Annotated in this window: 24 protein-coding genes; 5 read left to right on the top strand and 19 right to left on the bottom strand. The window is 39.7% G+C overall.

Annotated elements, in window-relative coordinates; all coding sequences use genetic code 11:
• Window positions 1-10: 10 nt before the first annotated feature.
• The 3 genes from QUF73_05505 to QUF73_05495 form a co-directional block, all read right to left on the bottom strand.
• Window positions 11-412: a hypothetical protein gene (locus QUF73_05505; GenBank protein ID MDM5225662.1), complete on the bottom strand. Its 402-nt coding sequence runs from the start codon at window positions 410-412 to the stop codon at window positions 11-13.
• A gap of 237 nt (window positions 413-649) precedes the next feature.
• Complete coding sequence (locus QUF73_05500; protein MDM5225661.1) at window positions 650-1,465, bottom strand: metallophosphoesterase; 816 nt, start codon at window positions 1,463-1,465, stop codon at window positions 650-652.
• Between the two features lie 83 nt (window positions 1,466-1,548).
• Window positions 1,549-2,106: a hypothetical protein gene (locus tag QUF73_05495; GenBank protein ID MDM5225660.1), complete on the bottom strand. Its 558-nt coding sequence runs from the start codon at window positions 2,104-2,106 to the stop codon at window positions 1,549-1,551.
• A gap of 255 nt (window positions 2,107-2,361) precedes the next feature.
• Between QUF73_05495 and QUF73_05490 the strand changes: the two genes are divergently transcribed.
• From QUF73_05490 to QUF73_05480, 3 genes are all read left to right on the top strand, one after another.
• Window positions 2,362-2,565, top strand: coding sequence for a DUF1657 domain-containing protein (locus QUF73_05490; protein ID MDM5225659.1), 204 nt, complete (start codon window positions 2,362-2,364; stop codon window positions 2,563-2,565).
• Between the two features lie 65 nt (window positions 2,566-2,630).
• Window positions 2,631-2,837 (top strand): DUF1657 domain-containing protein, encoded by a 207-nt coding sequence (locus QUF73_05485; GenBank protein ID MDM5225658.1) that lies wholly within the window; start codon window positions 2,631-2,633, stop codon window positions 2,835-2,837.
• A 20-nt stretch (window positions 2,838-2,857) separates the two neighbouring features.
• On the top strand, window positions 2,858-3,715 hold the full coding sequence (locus QUF73_05480; GenBank protein MDM5225657.1) for a DUF421 domain-containing protein: 858 nt from the start codon (window positions 2,858-2,860) through the stop codon (window positions 3,713-3,715).
• A 230-nt stretch (window positions 3,716-3,945) separates the two neighbouring features.
• Here QUF73_05480 and QUF73_05475 read toward each other — a convergent pair whose 3' ends face one another.
• From QUF73_05475 to pepF, 12 genes are all read right to left on the bottom strand, one after another.
• Window positions 3,946-5,310 carry an amino acid permease gene (locus QUF73_05475; GenBank protein ID MDM5225656.1) on the bottom strand — a complete coding sequence of 455 codons (1,365 nt, stop codon included), beginning with the start codon at window positions 5,308-5,310 and terminating at the stop codon, window positions 3,946-3,948.
• A gap of 110 nt (window positions 5,311-5,420) precedes the next feature.
• Window positions 5,421-5,762: a hypothetical protein gene (locus QUF73_05470; protein ID MDM5225655.1), complete on the bottom strand. Its 342-nt coding sequence runs from the start codon at window positions 5,760-5,762 to the stop codon at window positions 5,421-5,423.
• Window positions 5,763-5,794: 32 nt separating this feature from the next.
• The gene (locus tag QUF73_05465) at window positions 5,795-6,244 is read right to left on the bottom strand and encodes a YndM family protein (GenBank protein MDM5225654.1); all 450 of its coding nucleotides are present in this window, start codon (window positions 6,242-6,244) and stop codon (window positions 5,795-5,797) included.
• A gap of 117 nt (window positions 6,245-6,361) precedes the next feature.
• On the bottom strand, window positions 6,362-8,239 hold the full coding sequence (htpG, locus tag QUF73_05460) for a molecular chaperone HtpG (protein ID MDM5225653.1): 1,878 nt from the start codon (window positions 8,237-8,239) through the stop codon (window positions 6,362-6,364).
• Window positions 8,240-8,357: 118 nt separating this feature from the next.
• Window positions 8,358-9,293: a phosphotransferase gene (locus QUF73_05455; protein MDM5225652.1), complete on the bottom strand. Its 936-nt coding sequence runs from the start codon at window positions 9,291-9,293 to the stop codon at window positions 8,358-8,360.
• 111 nt (window positions 9,294-9,404) lie between these two features.
• Window positions 9,405-9,998, bottom strand: a complete 594-nt coding sequence (locus QUF73_05450; protein ID MDM5225651.1) for a polysaccharide deacetylase family protein — start codon at window positions 9,996-9,998, stop codon at window positions 9,405-9,407.
• Between the two features lie 56 nt (window positions 9,999-10,054).
• Window positions 10,055-10,828 (bottom strand): phosphonate ABC transporter ATP-binding protein, encoded by a 774-nt coding sequence (gene phnC / locus QUF73_05445; protein ID MDM5225650.1) that lies wholly within the window; start codon window positions 10,826-10,828, stop codon window positions 10,055-10,057.
• Window positions 10,829-10,840: 12 nt separating this feature from the next.
• Window positions 10,841-11,596: a phosphonate ABC transporter, permease protein PhnE gene (gene phnE, locus QUF73_05440; GenBank protein ID MDM5225649.1), complete on the bottom strand. Its 756-nt coding sequence runs from the start codon at window positions 11,594-11,596 to the stop codon at window positions 10,841-10,843.
• Window positions 11,597-11,607: 11 nt separating this feature from the next.
• Window positions 11,608-12,510 (bottom strand): phosphate/phosphite/phosphonate ABC transporter substrate-binding protein, encoded by a 903-nt coding sequence (gene phnD, locus QUF73_05435; protein MDM5225648.1) that lies wholly within the window; start codon window positions 12,508-12,510, stop codon window positions 11,608-11,610.
• Window positions 12,511-12,573: 63 nt separating this feature from the next.
• Window positions 12,574-13,623 (bottom strand): selenide, water dikinase SelD, encoded by a 1,050-nt coding sequence (gene selD, locus QUF73_05430; GenBank protein ID MDM5225647.1) that lies wholly within the window; start codon window positions 13,621-13,623, stop codon window positions 12,574-12,576.
• A gap of 24 nt (window positions 13,624-13,647) precedes the next feature.
• Window positions 13,648-14,658, bottom strand: coding sequence for a glycosyltransferase (locus QUF73_05425; GenBank protein MDM5225646.1), 1,011 nt, complete (start codon window positions 14,656-14,658; stop codon window positions 13,648-13,650).
• 168 nt (window positions 14,659-14,826) lie between these two features.
• Window positions 14,827-16,614, bottom strand: coding sequence for an oligoendopeptidase F (pepF, locus tag QUF73_05420; protein ID MDM5225645.1), 1,788 nt, complete (start codon window positions 16,612-16,614; stop codon window positions 14,827-14,829).
• A 132-nt stretch (window positions 16,615-16,746) separates the two neighbouring features.
• Between pepF and QUF73_05415 the strand changes: the two genes are divergently transcribed.
• Window positions 16,747-17,556 (top strand): hypothetical protein, encoded by an 810-nt coding sequence (locus QUF73_05415; GenBank protein ID MDM5225644.1) that lies wholly within the window; start codon window positions 16,747-16,749, stop codon window positions 17,554-17,556.
• Window positions 17,557-17,585: 29 nt separating this feature from the next.
• On the opposite strand, the gene QUF73_05410 is transcribed toward QUF73_05415, so the two are convergent.
• Window positions 17,586-18,617 carry a DUF438 domain-containing protein gene (locus QUF73_05410; GenBank protein ID MDM5225643.1) on the bottom strand — a complete coding sequence of 344 codons (1,032 nt, stop codon included), beginning with the start codon at window positions 18,615-18,617 and terminating at the stop codon, window positions 17,586-17,588.
• A 218-nt stretch (window positions 18,618-18,835) separates the two neighbouring features.
• Here QUF73_05410 and QUF73_05405 point away from each other — a divergent pair, with 218 nt between their 5' ends.
• Entirely contained in the window at window positions 18,836-19,999 is a 1,164-nt protein-coding gene (locus QUF73_05405; GenBank protein ID MDM5225642.1) for a glycosyl hydrolase family 18 protein, read from the top strand.
• Window positions 20,000-20,046: 47 nt separating this feature from the next.
• Here QUF73_05405 and QUF73_05400 read toward each other — a convergent pair whose 3' ends face one another.
• The 3 genes from QUF73_05400 to QUF73_05390 all read right to left on the bottom strand — a co-directional run bounded on the left by QUF73_05400 (window position 20,047) and on the right by QUF73_05390 (window position 22,568).
• Window positions 20,047-20,958 carry a CBASS cGAMP-activated phospholipase gene (locus tag QUF73_05400; GenBank protein ID MDM5225641.1) on the bottom strand — a complete coding sequence of 304 codons (912 nt, stop codon included), beginning with the start codon at window positions 20,956-20,958 and terminating at the stop codon, window positions 20,047-20,049.
• Between the two features lie 129 nt (window positions 20,959-21,087).
• On the bottom strand, window positions 21,088-21,354 hold the full coding sequence (locus QUF73_05395; GenBank protein MDM5225640.1) for a DUF1292 domain-containing protein: 267 nt from the start codon (window positions 21,352-21,354) through the stop codon (window positions 21,088-21,090).
• A 116-nt stretch (window positions 21,355-21,470) separates the two neighbouring features.
• A complete protein-coding gene (locus QUF73_05390; protein ID MDM5225639.1) occupies window positions 21,471-22,568 on the bottom strand; it encodes a branched-chain amino acid aminotransferase in 1,098 nt (365 codons plus the stop codon).
• Window positions 22,569-22,909 lie beyond the last annotated feature (341 nt).

Below are 22,909 nucleotides of genomic sequence, written 5' to 3'. Positions count from 1 at the left end.
CTGCTATCCGTTATTTGTTGTTTGTCTGGTTCTTATTCGATGTTAATTCCTCCGCAAACTCAGTTAACCCCGCCGTATTTGGCTTCTGGAAATTTGTCATTTGGGCTGAATTATTGAATTTGTTGTTTATCTGGTTCTTATTCGATGTTAATTCCTCTGCAAACTCAGTTAACCCCGCCATATTTGGCTTCTGGAAATTTGTTATTTGGGCTGTATTATTCATTAAGTTTTGCAGCGGGCGAGCCATATTTCTGCCGCGATTTCTAGAAAAGCCATATGCAGCTGCACTTAAACCCAGGCTAATTAAAGACCCCCATAACATTCCTCTATTTCTTTTTCTCTTTCTGCCAAACATATTTAAAAATGGCTGCATTCTGCCTGCATTAAAAATCGCATTTATCCAGTTATTCAAGTTAAAGCACTCCCCTTTAAGTAATAAGAAGGAAACATACTTCCCTTCCATATATAATTTTTACTTTTAGGGTTTCGAATATGCTGGCAAAATGTTTGAAGGCATTGTAAATCATATTTGCGAATATCCTTTTATTTTATTGTGATAAAAAAGAATGTTCTTCCATTCATAAATAGTCCTGGTTAATTAACTCGTAAAAAACCTTGCCTATTGCTATGGCAAGGTTAAAAAGCTCCATTAGGATATTTCATGAAAAGTGATTTCAGGGCGGCTGCCAATACGGATATTGACCCCTGTCTGGCCTAGTCCTTCACTTATATAAAACGGTTTCCCGCCATGATAATGAAGACCTTTAACCATTTTCATTCTGACAAGCTTACCCATTTTTATCAGATGATATGGCTTTGGCCAATGAATCTGTCCACCGTGAAAATGCCCCGATAATAAATAATCAAAAGGTACGTTTTCCATTTCTAAAACAACATTGGGATCATGTGTCAAAACTAAATTGTAACCTTCAGGAATTCCATTATAGGCCTTGTTAACATCACTGTGTTTGGTGCTGAAATTATCAATTCCAATGATGTTAAGGTTTTCCCCATTAACCTGAATCGTTACATGCTCATTTTGAAGTGTTTTACAGCCATTTTCTTCTAGAATGTTTTTCAATGTTTCAAAGTTATGGCCTTTTAAAACATAATCATGATTACCAAAGACGGCATACATGCCATGCTTTGGATTTGTCTTGTTCAGTGCATGGAGATAGCCCGCTAGTTTAGGAATACTTCGTTTGCGGTCAAGAAAATCGCCTGTAAGAGCAATTAGGTCCACTGGCTGTTTTGAGATCATCGCAAATAATTCATCAGGACTGACAGATATATTTTCGAGGTGCATATCAGATATATGAAGAATTTTTATGTTATCTCCCGAAACTGAGATATTAGGACGGGAAACAGAAATTGAATTTATAGTTACGTTCTTTGTGTTCTTATTGGCTTTGTAGATAATATTACAGAAAACGGCGAACAAGATTAAGGTGAAAAATAATGCCATATTCATATCCCCTCCCTCTTTCAAAGTATAAGGGGATTGAGGGGACAGTCCTAGTGGGAGTTAGAGGAAACAGTCTGCATCTTTTATTTATATTTATTAATCAGGTTTTCCTTAGACATCAATAAGTAAACAGTGCGATGCTTTTTTATATTTGCAGCCGAAATTTTTGAACACGATAAAAAATATATAGGCAATTGAAATGTTTTTTTAAACCAGCAGTACAGTTTATTTTTTGGAAGTATACATTCAAATCCAAGCGTGCTAAATCCCTTGTTTATAAGGGTGATGCCTATAACCCCTTTTATTTTCGTTCCTTCCGGATGGTTGAGGATAAATGCGGTTAAAAGCGGCATAGAATCTTTTACACGTTTATAAATAGCTCTTCCTTTTAATAATTCATTTTTCATGTAGTTAAATTCATTTAACAGCCTAACATTGTGGAGATGAATTTTAAGTAAAAGATCATTTTTCCTAATGATAACACCGTCAGATAATTCAATGTCATTTCCTTTATATTTTGTTAGCCTTACACGAAAAACTCCTCCTTTTTCCGGATCTGCAGTGAGATGCTGTAACCGGGTAAAAGGATAATAAAGAGGATCCATGAATACCCATATTGATAATAAAATATTACGAAACATGATTTTTTAGGTCTTCTCCTTTCCTAAGCTCTAATAAATAGGATGTTAATCTAATGGTAATTTTAATTATGGAAATGAACGGATGTATTCCCTTTTTTAATATGGCAGCTTGCAGTCGGGTCATGCCAAGATGAAATCCGGACCGCCCTGTATTTAACCTTACTGAAATTGGTATGAAGTTTATTACATAAGCTTTAAATAAAAAGTAATAATACATTGTGTAGTTACATTCTCATTTGAAAGAAGGAATTAAAGATGACAGTTGGAACTCAAGTAAAGCAAGCTCTTGTTGGCTTGAAAAGCGCACAGGCCAGCTTTGAAACGTTTGCACTCGCTACAGAAAACCAAAATGCTAAACAGCTGTATCAGAATGCTGCACAGCAAACACAATCAATTATAGACAGCCTTGAACCAAGACTTCAGGAGATTCAGCAAGAGGAACCTCAATATAATCAGTAGACATTAAGGCTGGCATATGCCAGCCCTATTATAATTTAAATTTTATCTTGAATGGTGTGATCCCTATGACAATTGCTTCGAATGTAAACCAATGTCTTGCAGCAATTCGTTCTATAGAAGCACAGTTATCAAACCTGGCCTTAACCTCAATGGATGAAGAAGCAAAGCGCCTTTTTCATGAATCCATGCTCGAGATTAGCGAGATAAAAACGGATCTTGAAAACCGGAAAAAGGTTATAGAGTTTGAGGAACCCCAATATAAACCAAATTAAATGAACTTGGAGATGAAAATATGCCTGAATGGCTTCTTATTGGTGCGCGTTCTATTTTATTCGCAGGTGTTTTATTTGCTATAACCAAACTGATAGGAAAAAAACAAATATCAGAGCTTTCCTTTTTTGAATATGTATCAGGTATTACAATCGGAAGTATAGCCGGTGAAATTATAATGGGGCTGGATAACCACTGGGCCAGCGGAATCTTTTCTATTTTGATCTTTGGTCTTGTTACATTATTTGCCGATATTCTTTCGCTTAAGAGTAAAAGCTTCCGTGATTTCTTTGAAGGAAAAGGAACAATCTTTATTAAAGATGGGAAAATATTAGAAGATAATTTAAAAAAAGAAAGATACTCAATTGATGATTTATCCTCCCTGCTTCGCCAAAAAAATGTCTTTAAAACAGCAGATGTGGAGTTTGCTGTTTTAGAGCCGCGCGGAGATCTAAGCATCATGCTTAAGAAAGAAAACCAGCCGCTTACCCCAAAGGATCTTCAATTGAATTTACCTCAGGAAAAAGAGCCGCAGACGGTTATTATGGATGGGAAAATTCTAAACGATCCCCTTGCTGAGTCAGGGAAAACAAGAAAATGGCTTGACATGGAGATAGAAAAACTGGGTTTGACAATTGATAACATTTTTTTGGGTCAAATTGATTCTTATGGAGAATTAACTGTAGATATTTTTGATGATTCACTTAAGGTTCCTGCACCACAGCAGCGTCCTCTGCTTTTGGCAATGATAAAAAAGTGTGCAGCTGACCTTGAAGTGTTTTCCCTGCAGACTGATTCCAAAAAGGCACAGGAAATGTATGAAAGAAATAATCAAAAGCTGAATCAAATCATTCAGAAATTATCCCCATATTTAAAGTAAGTGCTTGTCCATCATCTGCAGGACTTGAAAAGATAAAAAGTATCTGTACGCCCCCTTTCCCATTCTTTCAAATGCTTTAAAGGAATTTTAAATAAAGGAAAGAGATTATTTGCAATGATTAATAATTTTATTTGTACAGTCTGCCTATGGACTGCTTAAAAGTGAATAAGATACAGCGTATAAAATTGAACAAACACCAGAAATGAAGGACTGGTGTTTGTTTTTTATTGTTAACAGCTGCTCCCGCCTTCTTTTTTCCATACTTTTTTTTGCATAATTAAGGCCACGATCGCTATTAATGCTACAAATATTAAACTGACAAAAAATCCAAGCCTTATTGACTTTTCAAGTATTGTGCCGCTTATCGCAGCCAGGATCAGAAGCAATCCCGCAGCAGCTATTATCTTTCCTAACAGCTTAATTTCCAGAATCCGCAGAGCTGAAATGATGATGAATGACCAATTGAATAAAATTAATATACCAGCAGCAGTAGTTATATACTCATATATTTTGCCCGGCAGCAGTAAGGCGGTTACGATTGATGCAATTAAACCGGCTGTAGCAAGCCCCAGCGACGGCAAAGGCAGGTCCTTCCACTTCTTTATCTTTCTTGAGAATACCGCAGGGGCATCGCCATCATTAGCCAAAGTAACCAATAAGGCTGTTACTCCAAACAGCGAAGCGGTCATTGTAGAGAATCCGGCAATAATGATGGCTGCATTAAAAACGTGCGGGAAGAAGTTCAGATTATAGTTATCCATTGCAGTTACAAAAGGACTCTCTTTTTCATTAAAAGCTCCATGTGATGCCATATATACGGTTAAGCCAAGGGAAATGACATAGATAATGACAAGAACAATAAGCATGATAATGCCGGCTTTGGGTGCATCCTCTTTCTTCTTTAACCTTGTGGCCATTAGCCCGATAACTTCAATCCCTCCATATGCATAAAAAGCATAAATCAAGGAGGACCAAAAGCCTTTAAAGCCTTCCGGAAACCAATCGCGAGCAGTACCAGGGTATCCTGGATGCTTTGCATCTCCATCTATTACTCCTGCCAATGCAGCAGCTGCCAGGATAATAAACATAATAATCGCTGCTGTCTTAATTACGGCAAAGAGGTCTTCTACCTTATCAAAGCCTTTGTTTCCTGTTAAAACTACTATAATGGAAAGAATGGCATAACCCGCTGCAAAAACCCAAAGTGGCACATGAGGAAGCCAGAATCTTGTTAAGATAGACAGCGCGGTTAATTGACTCCCCATTATTAGTATATTTGAGCACCAGTAGTTCCACCCGCAGCTGAAGCCAGCCCACTTGCCATAAGCTTTATTGGCATAATAGCAAAAAGATCCTTCCTGGGGGTCTTCTGCTGTCATTTTAGCTAAAAGATTATAGACGATATAGGTTCCAATTGCTGCTAATATAAATGAAAATACAATGGACGGTCCTGTAATCTTGATTCCGATGGCAGATCCGAGAAAGAAACCGGTCCCGATCGTACAGCCTACTCCAATTAGAGATAGTTGCCACCATTTTAAATCACCGGATTCACTTTCCTTTGAGGAATTGCCGCTGGGAAGAAAAAAATCCATGGTGTACCTCCCTCTTTATATCTTTTGTTCTGTTGCTTTTTTGCAAAAAAACAAGCCGATTCAGGTAATGATCGGCCTCCGTTTAATTTCATGGACTTTGCCATTAGTACTTATTTCTTCTTCTCAGAACTGTCGTTTTTTAATCCTGTTACAGATCTGAATAACTGAGTATGCATGCTCCCTTGGACAATATCCTCAAGGAAGAATTGCTCGATCAGTTTTTTGTATTCCTCATCTTCAAACATCTTTTTGTTTTGCAGTTCCATCTCAGCAAGACCTTCATATGTGGAAAGAAAAGCATATGTATGATCATCTCCTGAAATTGGCGATAATAGCTCAACCTTGTGCTGGTAATTTTCGTTCCGATAGCCTTGGATCATCCTCAGATTTTTTAAAGCCTCAACAAAATTATCCTGCTTCACTTCAAATGTTTGGTAAACGAAAACAGACATGTTAATCTCCTTCTCAAAAATTTTAGAATGGATTAATGACCTTCACTGCTTCGCCCATCTGGTTTTAGGGGAGTTAGGTCATTGGAATTTTCAATATTATATCGAAGGTTCCCATGGCTTATAGAGCCATTTTCTGCTCTTGTTTCAGCCAAATTTCTTACGAGATATAAATGGAATGCATACTCAAATATGGCTGATCCGAAAGCTGCAGAATGACATGCTAATGGTTCATCTTGAAGTGTTAAAATAGAGCTCAAAAACCATATGAGCAAAAAAGCCCAGCCGAAATCAGCAATGACTGCCACTGCATTATTTGTCCGGCGAAGTATCAGCATATCACCCAATATATATGAGGTGATCACAAGCAAGGCTGTAATAATAAATATATTTTCAAAGCTCATGCCGAACCTTTTGCCAAGAATAATATAGAAAAGGACAAGACAGGCCATAAATTTCAGCAATATTCCCTTGCTATGCAGCATAACACTCCTCCTTTACTGCTTAGTGTGTTTATTAGCACATAAAATATTCCTTTGGCAGTGCTAAACAAATAACAAAAAAAAACAGCCCATTTATATTGGACTGTTGAAATGTATATATTAGACCATTACTTTGCAGATATCATTCGTAAATTCCACAGGATCACTAATTGGAAGGCCTTCTATCAGCAGCGCCTGGTTATATAGGATGTTTGTATATAAATATAATTTTTCTCTATCATTTTCCAAAGCATTTTTTAAGGCTTGGAAGACTTCATGGTTTGAATTGATTTCCAAAACCTTGTTCGCTTTTACGTCTTGATTGTCAGGCATGCTGCTTAGGACTTTCTCCATTTCAATGGTAACTTCTCCATCAGCTGTCAGGCAAACCGGGTGGCTTTTAAGCCTTTTGGAAATTCGGACATCAGTCACTTTTCCTGATAAAATTTCCTTCATGCTGCTGAACAATTCCTTATGTTCTTTTTCTTCTGATTCTGATAACTTTTCATCCTCATTCTCTATGCCGAGATCGCCGCTTGAGACAGACTTAAATTCCTTTTCTTTATAGTTCATAAGCATCTTAATGGCAAACTCGTCAATATCTTCTGTAAAGTACAGGATTTCATAACCCTTATCAGCCACAAGTTCAGTTTGTGGAAGCTTTTCTATTCTTTCATGTGACTCTCCAGCTGCGTAATAAATATATTTCTGGTCATCCTTCATCCTTGATATATATTCATCAAGTGATGCCAATTTCTTTTCTTTTGAAGAATAGAACATCAGTAAATCCTGGAGCATTTCTTTATGGGTTCCAAACTCGCTGTATACACCATATTTTAATTGTCTTCCAAAAGAATTATAAAATTGTTCATATTTTTCCCGCTCATTTTTCATCAGACTTTGAAGTTCGTTTTTAATCTTTTTGCTGATGTTTTTCGCAATGAGCTTCAGCTGCCGATCGTGCTGAAGCATTTCCCTTGAAATGTTAAGCGATAAATCTTCAGAGTCCACCATCCCTTTTACAAAGCTGAAAAAATCAGGCAGAAGGTCTCCACACTTATTCATAATTAATACGCCATTTGAATAAAGCTCGAGCCCTTTTTCATATTCCTTTGAATAATAATCAAATGGAATATTCTCAGGAATATATAAAATCGCATTATAGCGGATTGTGCCATCCACATTAATATGGATATGCTTTACCGGCTTGTCAAAGCCATAATGCTTCTCCTGATAAAATTTTTCATAATCTTCGTCTGTCAGTTCACTCTTATTTTTCCGCCAAATCGGAACCATGCTATTGATGATCTGCTCTTCGGTGATTTCTTCATACTCATTCTCAGCGTCTTCTTTTGGTTCTTTGATTGCTGCATCCATTTTAATTGGATAGCGGATGAAGTCTGAGTATTTTTTTATAATGGACTTTAAGCGGTACTCTTCGAGGTATTCATCAAAGCTTTCATCTTCCGTATTTTCTTTAATTTTAAGAATAATATCAGTACCGACTGCCTCTTTTTCACATGGCGTAATCGTATATCCTTCCGCCCCATGGGATTCCCATTTGTACGCCTGCTCACTGCCAAGGGCTTTGCTGATTACTGTTACAACATCAGCGACCATGAATGCCGCATAAAATCCTACTCCAAATTGGCCAATAATATCATGGCCCTCTTTAATCTCATTTTCCTTCTTAAAAGCCAGAGAACCGCTTTTGGCAATGACACCAAGATTGTTTTCCAGCTCTTCTTTTGACATTCCAATACCGGTATCTTTGATTGTTAATGTTCTGTTTCCTTTATCAGGAACGACCTTTATGTAGTAACTATCTTTGTCAAACGTTAAGGAATCATCTGTAAGTGCTTTGTAGTAGATCTTATCGATAGCATCACTGCTGTTGGAAATAAGCTCCCTCAGGAACACTTCTCTTTGAGAGTAAATGGAATTGATCATCATTTCCAATAATCTTTTGGATTCTGCCTGAAACTGTTTTGTTTCCAAGTTAATCTCTCCCCTTTCAAATTTTCATTACATTAGCACTTAAACCTTAAGAGTGCTAAACAATAATTAAATATCATATTAGTTAATTTGTGTCAATCAGGATGAACTGACTTTCGTTCTAAATTATTTCTTCGGCACATTCAACAAGATTGCGTATGGTCTCTTTTAATTGCCTCGACAGCTGTTCTGGAGTCCACTTCGCTTTCTCATTGTCCAAATCAGATTGTATTAACAACATCATCCAAACTGAAAAAACAGCTGAAAACAAATAATATTCCTGTTTGAATTTTTCCCTTTCAGGTGGAGAAATTTGAAATTCTTCACTATAACAGTCCAGAATCAGATTTCGCAGAGTATGGGTATTAGGCTTAGAGAAATCCGGATGTGAAATATCAATTAAATGGAACAAATCCCAAAGAGGTGTGTTCAAGTGGCAATGTTCCCAGTCCAGAACCACTGTCTTATCGCCAGCATAACCAAAATTCCCCTGGTGCAAATCCCCATGGCAAAGAACCTTCAAAGCGGAAAAGGGTTTACTGGTAAATGTGCTGAAGATGATATTGCTTAAACGCTCTGAAACATTATGTAACTTAAAAATAGTAAAAACTTTCTCTTTGTTCTGCAGAATATGGGCTGCCATTTCCTCAATAGGCGGTTTAGGACCTTTCAGCGGTGTATTGGAAAACCGCTCAGCGGGCAGAGAGTGCCATTTGGCCATTAATGCAGTTAGTTCCAGTGCAATAGTAGGATCAAAAGTATGTGTGATGGTGCCAAGGTCCTCTAAAATAATCCAATTATTGCTTAGATTGTTTTGAACGGAGTACGACAGGATTTTTGGAAAATTTAGCGGGAGTCCCACCAGTACATTTTCGAAAATCCATACTTCTTTTCCAAGCTGAGAATTGTTTGTCAGCGGTTTGAAAATATAGCTTTTTGACGCATCAATAAAAAAGCGCTCGACAAACCGGCCGTTCGCTCCCTGATATAAATTCTCTCTTCTTAAAATGTAACGGTCATTTAGAGTACCGTTTGCAGTCACAATATTAGTAAACAAGCTGGCGCTCCTCCTTAATAGACATCCTACCTCACAATATATATCAATCTGCTTTTAAAAAAATACTGCTTTTTTCACTGCACAAAAAAAGTATCCTGCACAAGGATACTTTTAGAGCAAACTGAATTCATAGCCTTTATTTCGGATCTCAGCAATTAAACCAGGAAGAGCTTCAACAGTCTGGGCTAATTCATGCAAAAGAATGATCGCTCCGTCTTCCAGGTTCTCTACAACGTTTGCGATTATTTGTTCAGGCTGTTCTTTAAGCTCCCAGTCCATTGACGAGATTCTCCACATGATGGTTGTTAGACCAAGCTGTTTGGCTGCAGTTATAGTGTGTTCATTGTACTGCCCAAATGGGGGCCGGAAAAGCTTTACTCCCTGGCCGATGATCGACTCAATCTTAGTTTTGCTGTTGAGGAGGTCCTGGATTTGTTCATTTGGAGTTAATTTAACATAGTTGGAATGCTTTGAAGAGTGAGTGCCTATCTGATGACCTTCTTCCATGACTCTTTTCCACGGACGCTGAGGGTATAAAAGCCTGGATTGCCAGAAGAATACAGCTGGAACATTCTCTTTCTTCAAGATATCCAATATTTCCGGAAGAACTCTTCCTGGTCCATCATCAAAGGTCAACACCACTGTTTTCTTCGATATATGGCCCTCATTAAATAGTTTGATATCAGGGTCATTCGAAACGTACACGACGTTCGAGCTATCCACTACTCATGGACAATTGGCCATTTCCTCTGCCTCCTTATCTAAGTTGAACGGATATATGACTTTTCGCCATAACTTTCTGCATCATATGTAAATACATACATATCGTCTGTAAACTGCTCTGGTTTATCATCAAAAACGACTTCCCCATCTTTTAAAGCGATAATGCGGGTTGCATAACGTTTAGCTAACTGAACATCATGGACATTTATAATGGTTTGAAGCTTATGCCTCTCATGCATCTCCTGAAGAAGGCTGAATATCCGGTCTGAAGTTCCCGGATCCAGGCTCGCAACAGGCTCGTCGCCTAGAAGGAACCTTGGTTTTTGAAGGATTGCCCTTGCAATGCCGACTCTCTGTTTCTGCCCTCCGCTAAGATGCTCGACCCTTCGATCGGCAAAATCGGCTAAGCCCACCTCTGCAATGACTTGTTTAGCCTGAGCCTTTTCTTCATCTGTGAACCATCCAATAAGGTTTTTGAAGCTGCTCCTGTATCCGAACATACCTGTCAGAACATTTTGCAGGACAGTTAATCGGGGAATTAAATTAAAATGCTGAAAGATCATTCCCATCTCCCTGCGGATTTTTCGTAGCTGTTCATCACTCAGTGCAGAAAAGGATAGGCCATCCCAGATGATTTCCCCAGATGATGGTGTCTGCAAGCCATTTAAACAGCGGATCAAAGTGGATTTTCCAGCACCGCTTTTACCTAACACACAAACAAAATCACCAGGATGGATCTTCAGGTTTATGGAATTCAGGGCATTATGCTTCATGCCGGGATAACGGACTGTTATATTTCGAATCTCAAGCATTTCAGGCCTCCTTTATATCACTCGGTTCCTAACATAGCTTCCGAAAAGATCCACTAGAATAACGATGATCATAATAACCAGTACATCGAGCGAAACTGAACTGTATTGGAAGGTTTTAAAATCATTAAAAAGTCTTTGGCCAATTCCTCCACCGCCAATAAAACCCAATATAAGAGAAGTTCGAATGGCAACCTCAAACCGGTAGAAGTAATTCGATAATACATTTGGCCATATTTGGGGCAGGATGCTGAAGAGGGAAGCAAACCAGCTTTTTGCACCAACTGCTTTCATGGCCTCCTGCGGGCCGGGATCGGATGCTTCAATGAGTTCTGAGATCAGTTTTCCCAGAACCCCAATGTTATGAAACATAATGGCCAGGACAGCAGGAAAAGGACCAAGTCCAAGAGCCGTAAGAAGAATCAGACCGAAAACAATTTCAGGGATGGAACGGACAAAACTAAGGCCGACTCTGGTTAAATGGTAAATAAGTTTAGAGCCGGACGTGTTTTTGGCGGCCATAAAGCTTAAGGGAAGTCCGATAATAAGCCCGAAAAAGCTTCCCAGAAAAGCCATGGCCAATGTTTCCAGACTGTCTTCAAGTATCTTTGGAAGAAGAGAAAAATCCATCGGGAACCAATGGGACAGAAAGTCTATCATATTGCGGAAGTCTTTGAATTTCGATAAATCGAATTCCGTTAGCCTCATGCTTAGATAAACAAATAAAGCCAATAGGAAATATGTTAATATGCTGCGTTTTTTAAACCACAATCTTATCAGCCCTATTCTTTAATGAGTCCCTCTTTTAGGGCAGCCTGGCGAATGCTTTCATAATCTTCATTGCTTGCCTCTGTAAATCCGCTTGCCCCGAAAGCATCTAAAATTTCCGGATCTTCAATCGCTAGAAATGCTTCTTTTAATGCTTTAATCGTTTCTTCATCGGTGTTTTCATGTACAGCCCATGGGTACTGAAATAGCTTTTCTGATTTCCAGATGGTTTTAATCTGATTTCCATCCACTTTTCCTGAATCCACTAGTTGATTGTAAATGGCGCTGTCAATCGCACCTGCATCAACCTGCTTATTTTGAACTGCCAATGCAGTAGCATCATGCGAGCCGGTAAATCTGACGGACTTAAAGCTGTGTTCATCCTCTGATTTGTAAACTTCGCGGTCCTTCAATTCAATGGACGGGATTAGAGATCCTGAAGTTGAATTGATATCACCGAAGGCAAAGTCTGCTTCACTGCTGTTTTTCAGGAAATCTTCAAGTGAATTCCATGGATTGTCTTTATGGGTGATGATATATGAATAATAGAATGGCTCTCCATCGATCAGCTGTGTAATGATGGCTTTTGCGCCGCTCTTCTCATGTGCAACAACATATGTTAACGGGCCGAAATAAGCCATATCAATTTTATCGTAGTTCATGGCTTCCACTACCCCGTTATAATCCGGATATACTTCTACAGCTACATCCCTATCGAGTTTTTCCGATAAAGTGGACTGCAGTTTGTCCATGGCAGCTTCCATGGATCCCTCTGTTTGAACTGGAATGACCCCAATGGTGAACGTTTCTTTCGATTGTTCTTTTCCGTTTCCGTCTGTGTTATCTGCTTCATTGCCGCTGCATGCTGACAGGAGCATCAGTGAAAAGATAGTCATGAGCATTAAGAATTTTTTCATGTTTGCACTTCCTTGTTTTGTTTTTTAGTAAAGGTAAAAAAGGACTCTTTTCGAGTCCTTTTTTCAGATAACAGTAATCTTTCCAGGATTCTGATCTGTTACAGTCCCAATGATGGAAGCCCATTCTACTCCTTTTTCCTTAAGGTCTTTTAGGAGCAATTCAGTTTCAGTTTCAGGAACGGTTATTAAAAGTCCCCCAGAAGTGATGGCATCACATAGTATCACTTGGTCCACATCATCAATATTTTCATACTGAATCCGGCCGGACAGCCATTTATGATTCTTTTTGGAGCCTCCAGGAATAATATTCTGTTCAGCAAGCTCTCTTGTTTTTGGAAGGATTGGAACGGCCTTGCTTTCAATGGTAATGCCTGTGCCGCTTCCTTCCGCAATCTCCATTGCGTGTCCGAGAAGGCCAAAACCAGTAATGTCTGTGCAGGCATTGACCTGGTAGTTATCCATAGCTTCAGCTGCGTCTTTATTTAAGGCAGCCATGACTTCCATTACACGGTCGATTCCTTCCTGATCCAGCATATCCCTTTTTATCGCTTGAGTAAGTATCCCCACGCCAATCGGCTTGGTTAAAATCAGTTTGTCACCAGGTTTGGCTCCTGCATTTGTTCTAACTCGTTCAGGGTGTACTGTTCCAGTCACAGATAAACCGAATTTTGGCTCCTGGTCGTCAATGGAGTGCCCTCCAACTAAAACAGCACCGGATTCTCTAACTTTATCGGATGCGCCAGCCAGAATGTCTGCAAGGATGCCTTTATCCAATTTACTGATTGGAAAACCTACAATATTCATAACGGTTATTGGCTTTCCGCCCATAGCGTAAATATCGCTAAGTGAATTGGCTGCGGCAATCTGCCCGAACATATATGGGTCATCCACGATAGGAGTAAAGAAATCAAGTGTCTGCACCAGGGCAGTTTCATCATTTATTTTATATACGCCTGCATCATCAGATGTATCCAGTCCTACTAAAAGGTTGGGGTCAGGTACAGACTTTGGCAAATGACGCAGAACCTGCGCCAGGTCTTCAGGACCAATTTTGCATCCTCAGCCGCCTTTTGTAGATAAAGAAGTTAGTTTTATGATTTCTTCTCTCGACATATTTTCTCTCTCCTTGCCTATTCATTATTTACTTGGGGACTTTTCTAAAATTGTTTTGTAAATTTTTTGAAGTGTTTTAGCTTCATATTCCGAAGAATGGCTGCACTCAACATAGAATTTGGCAGCCCGCCCCAATTTTATCCTCAACTCGTAATTATTCACTAGTTTGTCTGCATAATCAAGAAATTCGACCGGATTAGTATAGATTAATCCGGTTTCCTGATGGTCAATGATATTTCGGTTGCCCAGGTTATTGGCTGCAAGTACTGGAAGGCGATATTCCATAGCTTCTAAAAGAGCTGCAGGCTGGCCTTCAGAATGGGATGTATTCAATACGGCATCAGCTTGCCTGTATAGCTCTCCCATATGATGATGGGGGATTTGCCCAAGATATTGAATCCACTCTTTATTCTCTTCTGCAAGGGACTTTACAATATATCCTTCTTCTTCTTCAATAATAGGGCCCGCCACCCAAAGGCGGATCTCGGGATTTTTTTCGTAAATCATTTTAAGCTTTTCTATGGCAAAAGGGATATTTTTTACCTTGCGGATCCCTGCCGGCAGCAAAAATAAAAAAGTGCCAGGTTCCTTTTTATAATCGCCTCCAGGTTCAGGAAATATTACAGTGCCCTGATGGATAACACTGATTTTATCTCTTGCCTCGGGAAATTCTTTTGCCAGTACCAGCTTGGCTTCTTCATCAAATACGTGTATAGCTTCGGCATGGAGGATGGTTTCAAAAACAACGGCTTTTTTTACCGGATCATAAAGATCGATATTTAAGTCTGTGCCAGTCATGGTTACAACATATCTTTCAGGCCTTTTACCAAGCCCTTTAATAAATTCGCCAAACCTGTAAGCGTTAAAGCCATGCACGATATCAGCTTTTGGCAGGCAAGTTAATTCGCGATCGTCTGTGATATTAATGATTTTAGTCTCGATGCCCAGTTTATTAAGTCCATCAGCAATACGCTGAACGGTAACCGTATTTCCTCTTGCCTGGTGAAAATTTGGGCTTGCCAGAAGTACTTTCATCCTTTCATCCTTCACAATTATATTTGCACTATCTTCGTTTTAAATTAAGTTTGCATCAATTATTGCAGGAATATTTCATCCTGTCCATTAATTGTATTCAGCAAGCTGTTCTTTTAATTATGCAGGAAAAAAGCCTGTTCCCTAAGTCAAGAAACAGGCCAGGTCCTTCTATTGGTTACCGAATTCTTCTACAAGATCTCTGAATTTCCGAAGGGAGTTTTCAATTGGATATGGGGAAGTCAGATCCACTCCGGTTTTCTTTAACAGCTCAAGCGGGTAATCGGAACTTCCGCTTTTTAAGAACTCAAGATAGCTATTCAGCGTTTCTTTGTCCCCTTCAAGAATTTTCGCTGCCAGATGAATGGCAGACGCAAATCCGGTAGCGTACTTATAAACATAAAATGGACGGTAAAAATGAGGGATCCTTGCCCAGCCGAATTTCACCTCTTCATCAAAGACTATTTCATCCCCATTATATTCGCGGAATAAGCGTTCATAGATTCCGCTGAAAACTTCAGCGTTAAGCGGCTCTCCCTTTTCTGCTAATTCATGCGTTTTCATCTCAAACTCAGCAAACATGACTTGGGTGAAGAAGGTTCCTTTAAACTGATCAATAAAATGATTAAGGAGATGTCTGCGGACTTGTTTATCCTTTTCCCTGTTCAGCAAATAATGAATCAACAGCACTTCGTTCACTGTTGAAGCCACTTCCGCTACAAAGATGCTATAACGGGCGGTAATCTGCGGCTGGTGCTGTGAGCTCAGCTTGCTGTGGACCCCATGTCCGCATTCATGAGCAAGTGTAAAAAGGCTGTCCAGATCATCACGGTGATTCAGCAGGATATAAGGATGAACGCCATAGATGCCCAGGTTATACGCCCCTGACCGCTTCCCTGGAGTTTCCCGCACATCAATATAACGCCCTGACTTAAACTCCTTGAGAATATTAATATAATCCTCTCCAAGAGGCTCCAATGCTTTACACATCGTTTCATAAGCTTCTTCGTACGATATATCAGGTTTTACACCCTCTGCTAATGGAACACTCAAATCATATTGCCGCAGCTCGTCAAGGCCTAACTGTTTCTTGCGGATCCTGGTATATTGATGCATTGCCCCAATATTTTTTTTAGTTGTCTCAATAAGATTTACATATACTTCCTTTGGTACCTTATCTCCAAATAATCCTTTTTCAAGGGCTGAAGGATAATTCCGGATGTTGGCCATGCTCACATTGTTTTTTATCGCAGCAGAAAGGGTGGAAGCAATGGAATTCTTTAGCTGCACATACGGCTGGTAATAGGCCTTATACGCTTCTTTTCTCTTTTCCCGGTCTTCCTCTTCCATAATTTTGGCATACATGCCGCGTGTCAGTTCAACCTTTTCGCCATCGTCTTTTGTTACATCGCCAAACTTTATATCAGCATTATTCATCATTCCAAATGTATGACTGGGAACCGAAAGTGCTTCGCCAAGGCGGGACAAAATTTCTTCCTTGTCTTTATTAAGGACATGCGGCTTATAGCGGAAGGATTCGAGCAGGTCTTCCTCAAAATATTTCAAGCCCTTTTCCTCAGCAATATAGCTTTTTAGGGCTTCTTCATCCAGACTTAAAAGAAAAGGCATAAAAAAAGAAGTGGATGAACTGATTTTAACGCTTAATTGCTTTGCCCTGTCCACAAATGCCTGCGAATCAGTGACCCGTGTGTCTTCATCTGTTTTCAGCATCGCATATGCATAGAGCTTATTAAATATGTAAGAAAGTTTTTCTTTTTGCTCGAGATATTGATAAAGGGAATAACCATCATGAATCTGTCCATCATAGGTCTTCAGTTTATCAGCTAATTGTTCAATCCTCTGGTAATCTTCGTCCCATTTTTCCAAACTTGAATAAATGTCTTCAAGATTCCATTTTTCATTTAACGGAACATCATTTCTGTTTTTGAATGTCTTCATCATATAGACTCCTTTACCGCAAAACTGTCATTCATTTATTAACTATATTCAAAAGTTTTCGGAAAAACCCTTCCACATTTTTGATTTTATCACGAACGGCCATTAAAATAATCTTGAAAGGATGTGGACGGATTGGCAATAACTCTGCCTCATATTGAAGACCCAAACAATACGGCCTATTTTCCTCCAGTGGGGAATTTTGAAACTTTTCAGGATGATGCCCATTATGAAGAAAAAGTCAGGGAATGGGGATTATCAACTACAAGGGAAGTTAAGAAGGAATTCTGGTATAAAGAAAAATCACAGCAGCGCCTTGTAACCGTGAAAGGTTATCAGGCATACGGTGAGTCTGGTGATTATTATACAATCATAATCGAATTTCAGGACGGAAATCTGAGCTGCATACACCCGGCTTATCTTAAAGAGATGCAGTCCCCAAGCTTTGGAAAAGCACTTTCTGCTGATTTTGCGGACACCTCCTCTGCTCCTTCTGAAAAGGATGCTCCCAAAAAAGCCAGTGAGAAGTCTGAAGACGTTACTAAGAGTCCGTCTGAAAACAGCAATAAGACAATGCCTTCTGCAAAAAAAGCCAAGAAGGAAAAACAGCCAGCATTGGAACCGCCTGCAGAAAAGGTCCACTTTACTGCTAAAGTAAAACAATTTGCCTTGAGCTGGAACCATTTCAATGAAGATAATGATGAAGTAATCGTCCTGGAAGATGTTGTTATCCAAGAGAATGAACCGGTAGAAGTGGGACTTGGCTGGTGCTCCCACTCAAAAACTCTGAAGAAATTTGAACTTCAGCCAGGGGAAGGCCTTGAATTTGATGGAAAAATTGTTAAAAAGAAATTGCCTAAAGGCAAAGACTGTGACGAGGAATTCATTATAGAAGAACCCGTGTTATATAAGATTAATAATCCTTCAAAAATCAAAAAAAGCTAAGAGCCCGGACGCTCTTAGCTTTTTTATGATTATGAAAGGATTCTTTTTTCACCCTCGATTTCCTGGATTGGACTGATATTTTGTGTGAATTCAAGGGTTCCTGCATAGCTTCCGTTTTCATCCCTTACAGCAAAATAACGGATATAAACATATTTATCTCTGAATTTTATCCAGAAATCTTCAGAGTCTTTTCGGCCTGCCTTGAAATCCTTCAGCAATTCTTCCACAGCATGGACACTCCGGGGCGGATGGCAATTCTGCACAGTTCGCCCGATCACAGCTTTGGTTCTGGCAAAGATTCTTTCCTTTCCGTGAGAGAAATAGCGGACTGTGTCTTCATGATCAATGAATGTGATATCGACAGGCAAATGATTGAATAATAGTTCCAGCTGTTTTAAGGATAAAATGCCAGTTTCCATTTTGATATAGCCTTCTGATATTGCTTTCCCGTCAATCCCTTTGCGTTCGGGCCTCCATACTTCTTCAGGGCCGGTCAGACAGAAGCCAATTTCGTCGCTTTCACGGGCAATCTTAACCCATTCATCTTCTGTAAGATTCTTTAAAGCCATGGGGAAAAGGATATTTTCCTCCCTGTAAATCATGGCGCTAATTTCATTGAAAATGAAACGCACGGCATTGATGACCTTTTGCTTGTCCCCATTGTAATGGCTGAGCAGGTTCTTGGCATCCTTGATGCCATCCCTAATAAAGTCATCGATGCTCCACATATTATTTGTTGGACCATAGATTCCGTACTTCTCCAGGTATGGGAAAAGCAGATTTTCCTTCCGGCTGTAATGCTTATCAAGATCAAGCAGCAGGATACAGTCTTCTAATAGTTTATAAGCATTTTCCACGTTATCCTCCTGGATGAACGCCTCGAGATGGACTTTTACCTTTTCCCTCAGATGCTTATCAATTGCCCTATTCTCCCGGATAAATGTATGTATGGGGTGTCCGGGCTGTTCTTCAGGCTTCAGATGAACAGTTTTGCCTTCATAGTTCTGAACAGGACTGTTGTGATGGCCCTGATGTTCACGGTTATTAATCAATTCGCTCACTGTACATTTCCTCCTATATCAATCTTTTTCAAGGCTGTTTATATTGCTTATAAGGAATGTACCATGGGGGAAAAGTTTGGGATGTGATGAGAATCATATTTTTATTGAAAGTTTATTGTATGATTTAAGAATGGAATGCATGCAATAAATTACCACCCCCTCCTTGTTCTCTTTTTTGATACACTTTTAAAGGATTGAATGATGGAGGTTTACTATTTGTGAAAAGAATACACCAAATGCTGATATTGATTGTTCTTATTTTTTCCAGCGGATTCGCTGCAGGCATTTACTATACAAACAACACGGATCAGACCCCGTCTTTAAAACAGCCTGTGCCGGTTTCACAATCCAGCAAACTTCCGGTCAAAAAAGAAATCCCGGAGCTTTCGGAGGTTCCCGAAAAAGTGCTGATGGGTTATGTCCAGGACTACCGTGATCCAAAATCGATCGATTATTCAAATCTGTCTCATATCCTATTTTCTTTCGCACATCCTGAGAAGGACGGAAGCATTTCTTTAAATGGTGATTCAGCCCTGAATAATCTGAGAAGTGTGGTAAGAAATGCACACGAGCAAGATGTAAAGGCCATACTTGCTGTAGGGGGATGGTTTCATATCAATGGCGGGGAATCTTATGATTATTTTAAACAAGCCATAGCTGATGACTCCTCGAGAGATAGGCTGGTAAAAGAACTGGCGGGGCTGGCTCAAAACGAAAACCTTGATGGCATTGACATTGATTTTGAGCATCCGCGCTCCAAAGAGGATGCAAAATACCTGGCTGTCTTTATCAATAAGCTTAGCGAAGTGCTTCATGCAAACGGGAAAGTGCTGTCTGTTGCGGTTCATGCCAAAATTCATAGTGTAACCGGGACAGAGACGGGATATGTCGTATATGAGCCTGCAATGTTCATGAAGGTTGATTATGTAAATATTATGGCTTACGATGGCCAGTGGGATGGCGGTTACAATGCTGCTAATCTTTCTCCCTACTCCTTTACAGAGAATATCGTAAACTATTGGGGACAGCTATTTGATTCACAGGGTATTCCAAAAGATAAGCTGGTTCTGGGGGTTCCGCTTTATGCTCAGCCAGCAGATCCTGCCATTAAGCCCGTATCATATAATGCAGTCATAAATGATAATCCTGAAAACGCAGCAAAAGATAGGATCAGCTTAAATGGCACCGACTACTACTACAATGGTGCGAATACGATGAAAAAGAAAACAGCCCTGGCTCTCAATCACGGATTCGGCGGAATGATGATCTGGGAAGTTGGCCATGACGCCAAAGGGCCATACAGCCTTATGGGAACGATTGCTGAAGCTCTCCAAAATACAGAAGAACCCGTGAAGTATTATTCCTTGAAAAATATTAAATGAGAAAAAGAGCATGGGTTTCACCCTTGCTCTTTTTTACGGATTTCAAGTCACGATAGTATAAATTGCATTATCTCTTCCCGCCGGTCCTGATAGACCTTCTCTCCAAGCATAACCAATTCCTCCACAAACTTTATTTCATCAAATGGCATTTCTTCACCCAGTTCTTCATTTATGCGCAAGTAATTTTCTCCGAGCAGATGCTTGCAATGGTAGGTAACAGATTCGGAAGATAAATGAAGGGCCAGGTCCAAAAGCTTTGGCGTCACTTTCATGGACGGGAGCTGGAAAGGCAGCCAATGTTTTACACCCCAGTATTTATTATGGTCAATCGTAAAGTCAATTTTTTGAAGACCGGTTCCAAGGGAAAGTATTTTAATATTTTGCAGTTCCTCCTTGAAGTGATGCATCGCCTCCGTAATGCAAACGAGTGATGGATTATTCGCCCAAAGCCCTCCGTCTATCGATAAATAACTGTTGCTGATGTTATTCGGAGGGAAATACACAGGTGCTGAACAGGAGGATAGGACTGCGTCCCAAAGCTTCATTGATAAACTATCATTTCCAGTACTGCCGTAATTGGAACGGTGGATAAATGGCTTGCCATGGGTCACATCAACAGCAGGAATTAAAAGCGGCTTTTTGATATCGGAAAGCTCCGTTTCGCCAAAAGCTTTTCGGATAAAACGCCGCAGGTACTTATCACTGTATACACTTTTAAAGAGGCCAACCTTTGCCTGTTTTACAAAAATCTTTTTACCGAATGACTCGTATCCTTTCAAGACCTCGCTCATCTCTTTCTTCAGAATCACTGAAGAGGCAATTATCGATCCGGTGCTTGTGCCTGCAATCATATCAAAATAGTCGCCTGCTTGCAGATTCAGTTCCTCTTCAAGAGCTTTTAAAATACTGACAGCAAAGACACCGCGTATTCCACCGCCATCGATGCATAATATTTTCATTGTATCACCTGCTGTTTCAGTCCTTTTTTAAGATTTGCCCCTTTAATATTTGAGAAATTCCGTTCTCTGAAGAATGGAAGCTTAAGCATTTTCCTATGTAAAAAAAGAGAAGGAATCATTCCTTCTCTTCTATTCCTCGTTTATCATTTCCTCGAAAACGGCTGAGACTTTGTTAAATTCTTCGTCGCTTTCAATGGGTGTAAAGTCGCCGTCTTCATCAAGTTTTAAGAAGAACACGTCGATATCTTCTTCTGTGTCTTCCTCAAGATCATCTACGAAGCTGACAGCAGCATATTGATTGCCATCAACCTCTGCAGATGCGAGGACCTCCACTTCCATTTCCTGATCATTTTCATCACTGATTGTAAAAACTTCTCCAACTTCTATCTTGTCCATTTTATATCTCCTCTCCATAGTAGGTTCTTTCTATATTTTCCCGTTTTATCAGATTTTCATGCCTAAAATAGAAAAAGGATCGGCTTTATTATGCCGATCCTTGCCCGCATTAAGGATTACTTAATACCTGCTGCCTCTTTCTTTTCCACTTTTACACTCCATCCAAACGGGTCTGGCGCGGTTCCTTTTTGGATGCCTGTCAAAGTATCATAGATTTTCTTAGATAATTCTCCGGTGATGCCTCCGCCGATTTCAATTTTCTTGTTGTCCCAGAAAAATTCGCCAATTGGAGAGATAACTGCAGCGGTGCCTGTTCCAAATGCTTCTTCAAGCTGGCCATCCGCATGTGCCTGGTAGATTTCTTCAATGGAGATTCTGCGCTCTGACACTGGAATATTCCAGTATTTCAGTAACTCGAGTACAGAGTTTCTGGTGATTCCTTCTAAGATGCTTCCATTAAGCTCAGGTGTTACAACTTCACCGTTGATTTTGAAGAAAATGTTCATGCTTCCCACTTCTTCAATATATTTATTTTCTTTTCCGTCAAGCCATAGAACTTGCGAATATCCTGTTAAGCTGGCAAGCTCCTGTGCTTTCAGACTCGCTGCATAGTTTCCTCCGGTTTTAGCAGTGCCTGTTCCCCCTTTTACTGCACGGACATATTCGTTTTGAACAGCAATTTTAACAGGGTTGATGCCTTCCTTATAGTAGGCGCCTACTGGAGAAAGGATAATGATGAATTTGTATCTCTTTGATGGGGCCACTCCAAGGTATGGCTCAGTTGAAATGACAAATGGGCGGATGTACAGTGAAGTGCCTTCTACATTGGGAATCCAGTCCCGATCGATTGAAATTAATTCTTTTAAGGCATACAGAGCAAGCTCTTCATCAACTTCAGGAATGCATAACCTGGAGTTGGATTGATTCAGTCTCTCCATATTCTTTTCCGGCCTGAACAGCAATACCTCATTATCGATTGTAAGATAAGCTTTTAACCCTTCGAAGACACTCTGCCCATAATGGAAAATCATTGCAGCGGGATCAAGTGAAAGCGGCTGGTAAGGTACAATCCTCGGATCATGCCATCCTCTGCCCGCAGTAAAATCCATTTCAAACATATGATCCGTAAAATTCTTTCCGAACACCAGGTTATCAAATGCAGGTTTTTGTTTTTTCTCAGGTGTGCGATTGATTTCAATTTTAAATTCAGTCATTGTCAAAACTCCCTATCTGTAGATGATTTAAAAACCTAATGCCTGCTTTTCCTGCTGCTCTTAATAGAGGATAAATAAAAACGCCCAGTCATCCTCCGAGCGTGGACGAAAGGGCTTGCTTCCCGGCAACAACCAATATGGATGTTAAACAGCTGCTTACAGTCATTGTAATAAGACTCATATGCTGTTTTTGTAAAGGTTGCCTTTCGCTCTTTTCTACTTCAAGGCAGTAGTGCAGTTATCTGCTAAAGTTTTTATAAGTTTTTCTAATATTATGATATTCTCCTATTTAATTGTCAATATGAATTAACGATAAATTTAGAATTAATTCGAATTACTGA

It is taken from the genome of Cytobacillus sp. NJ13 (assembly GCA_030348385.1).
GTDB lineage: Bacteria > Bacillota > Bacilli > Bacillales > Cytobacillaceae > Cytobacillus.
This window is presented reverse-complemented; position numbering and strand designations above follow the sequence as displayed.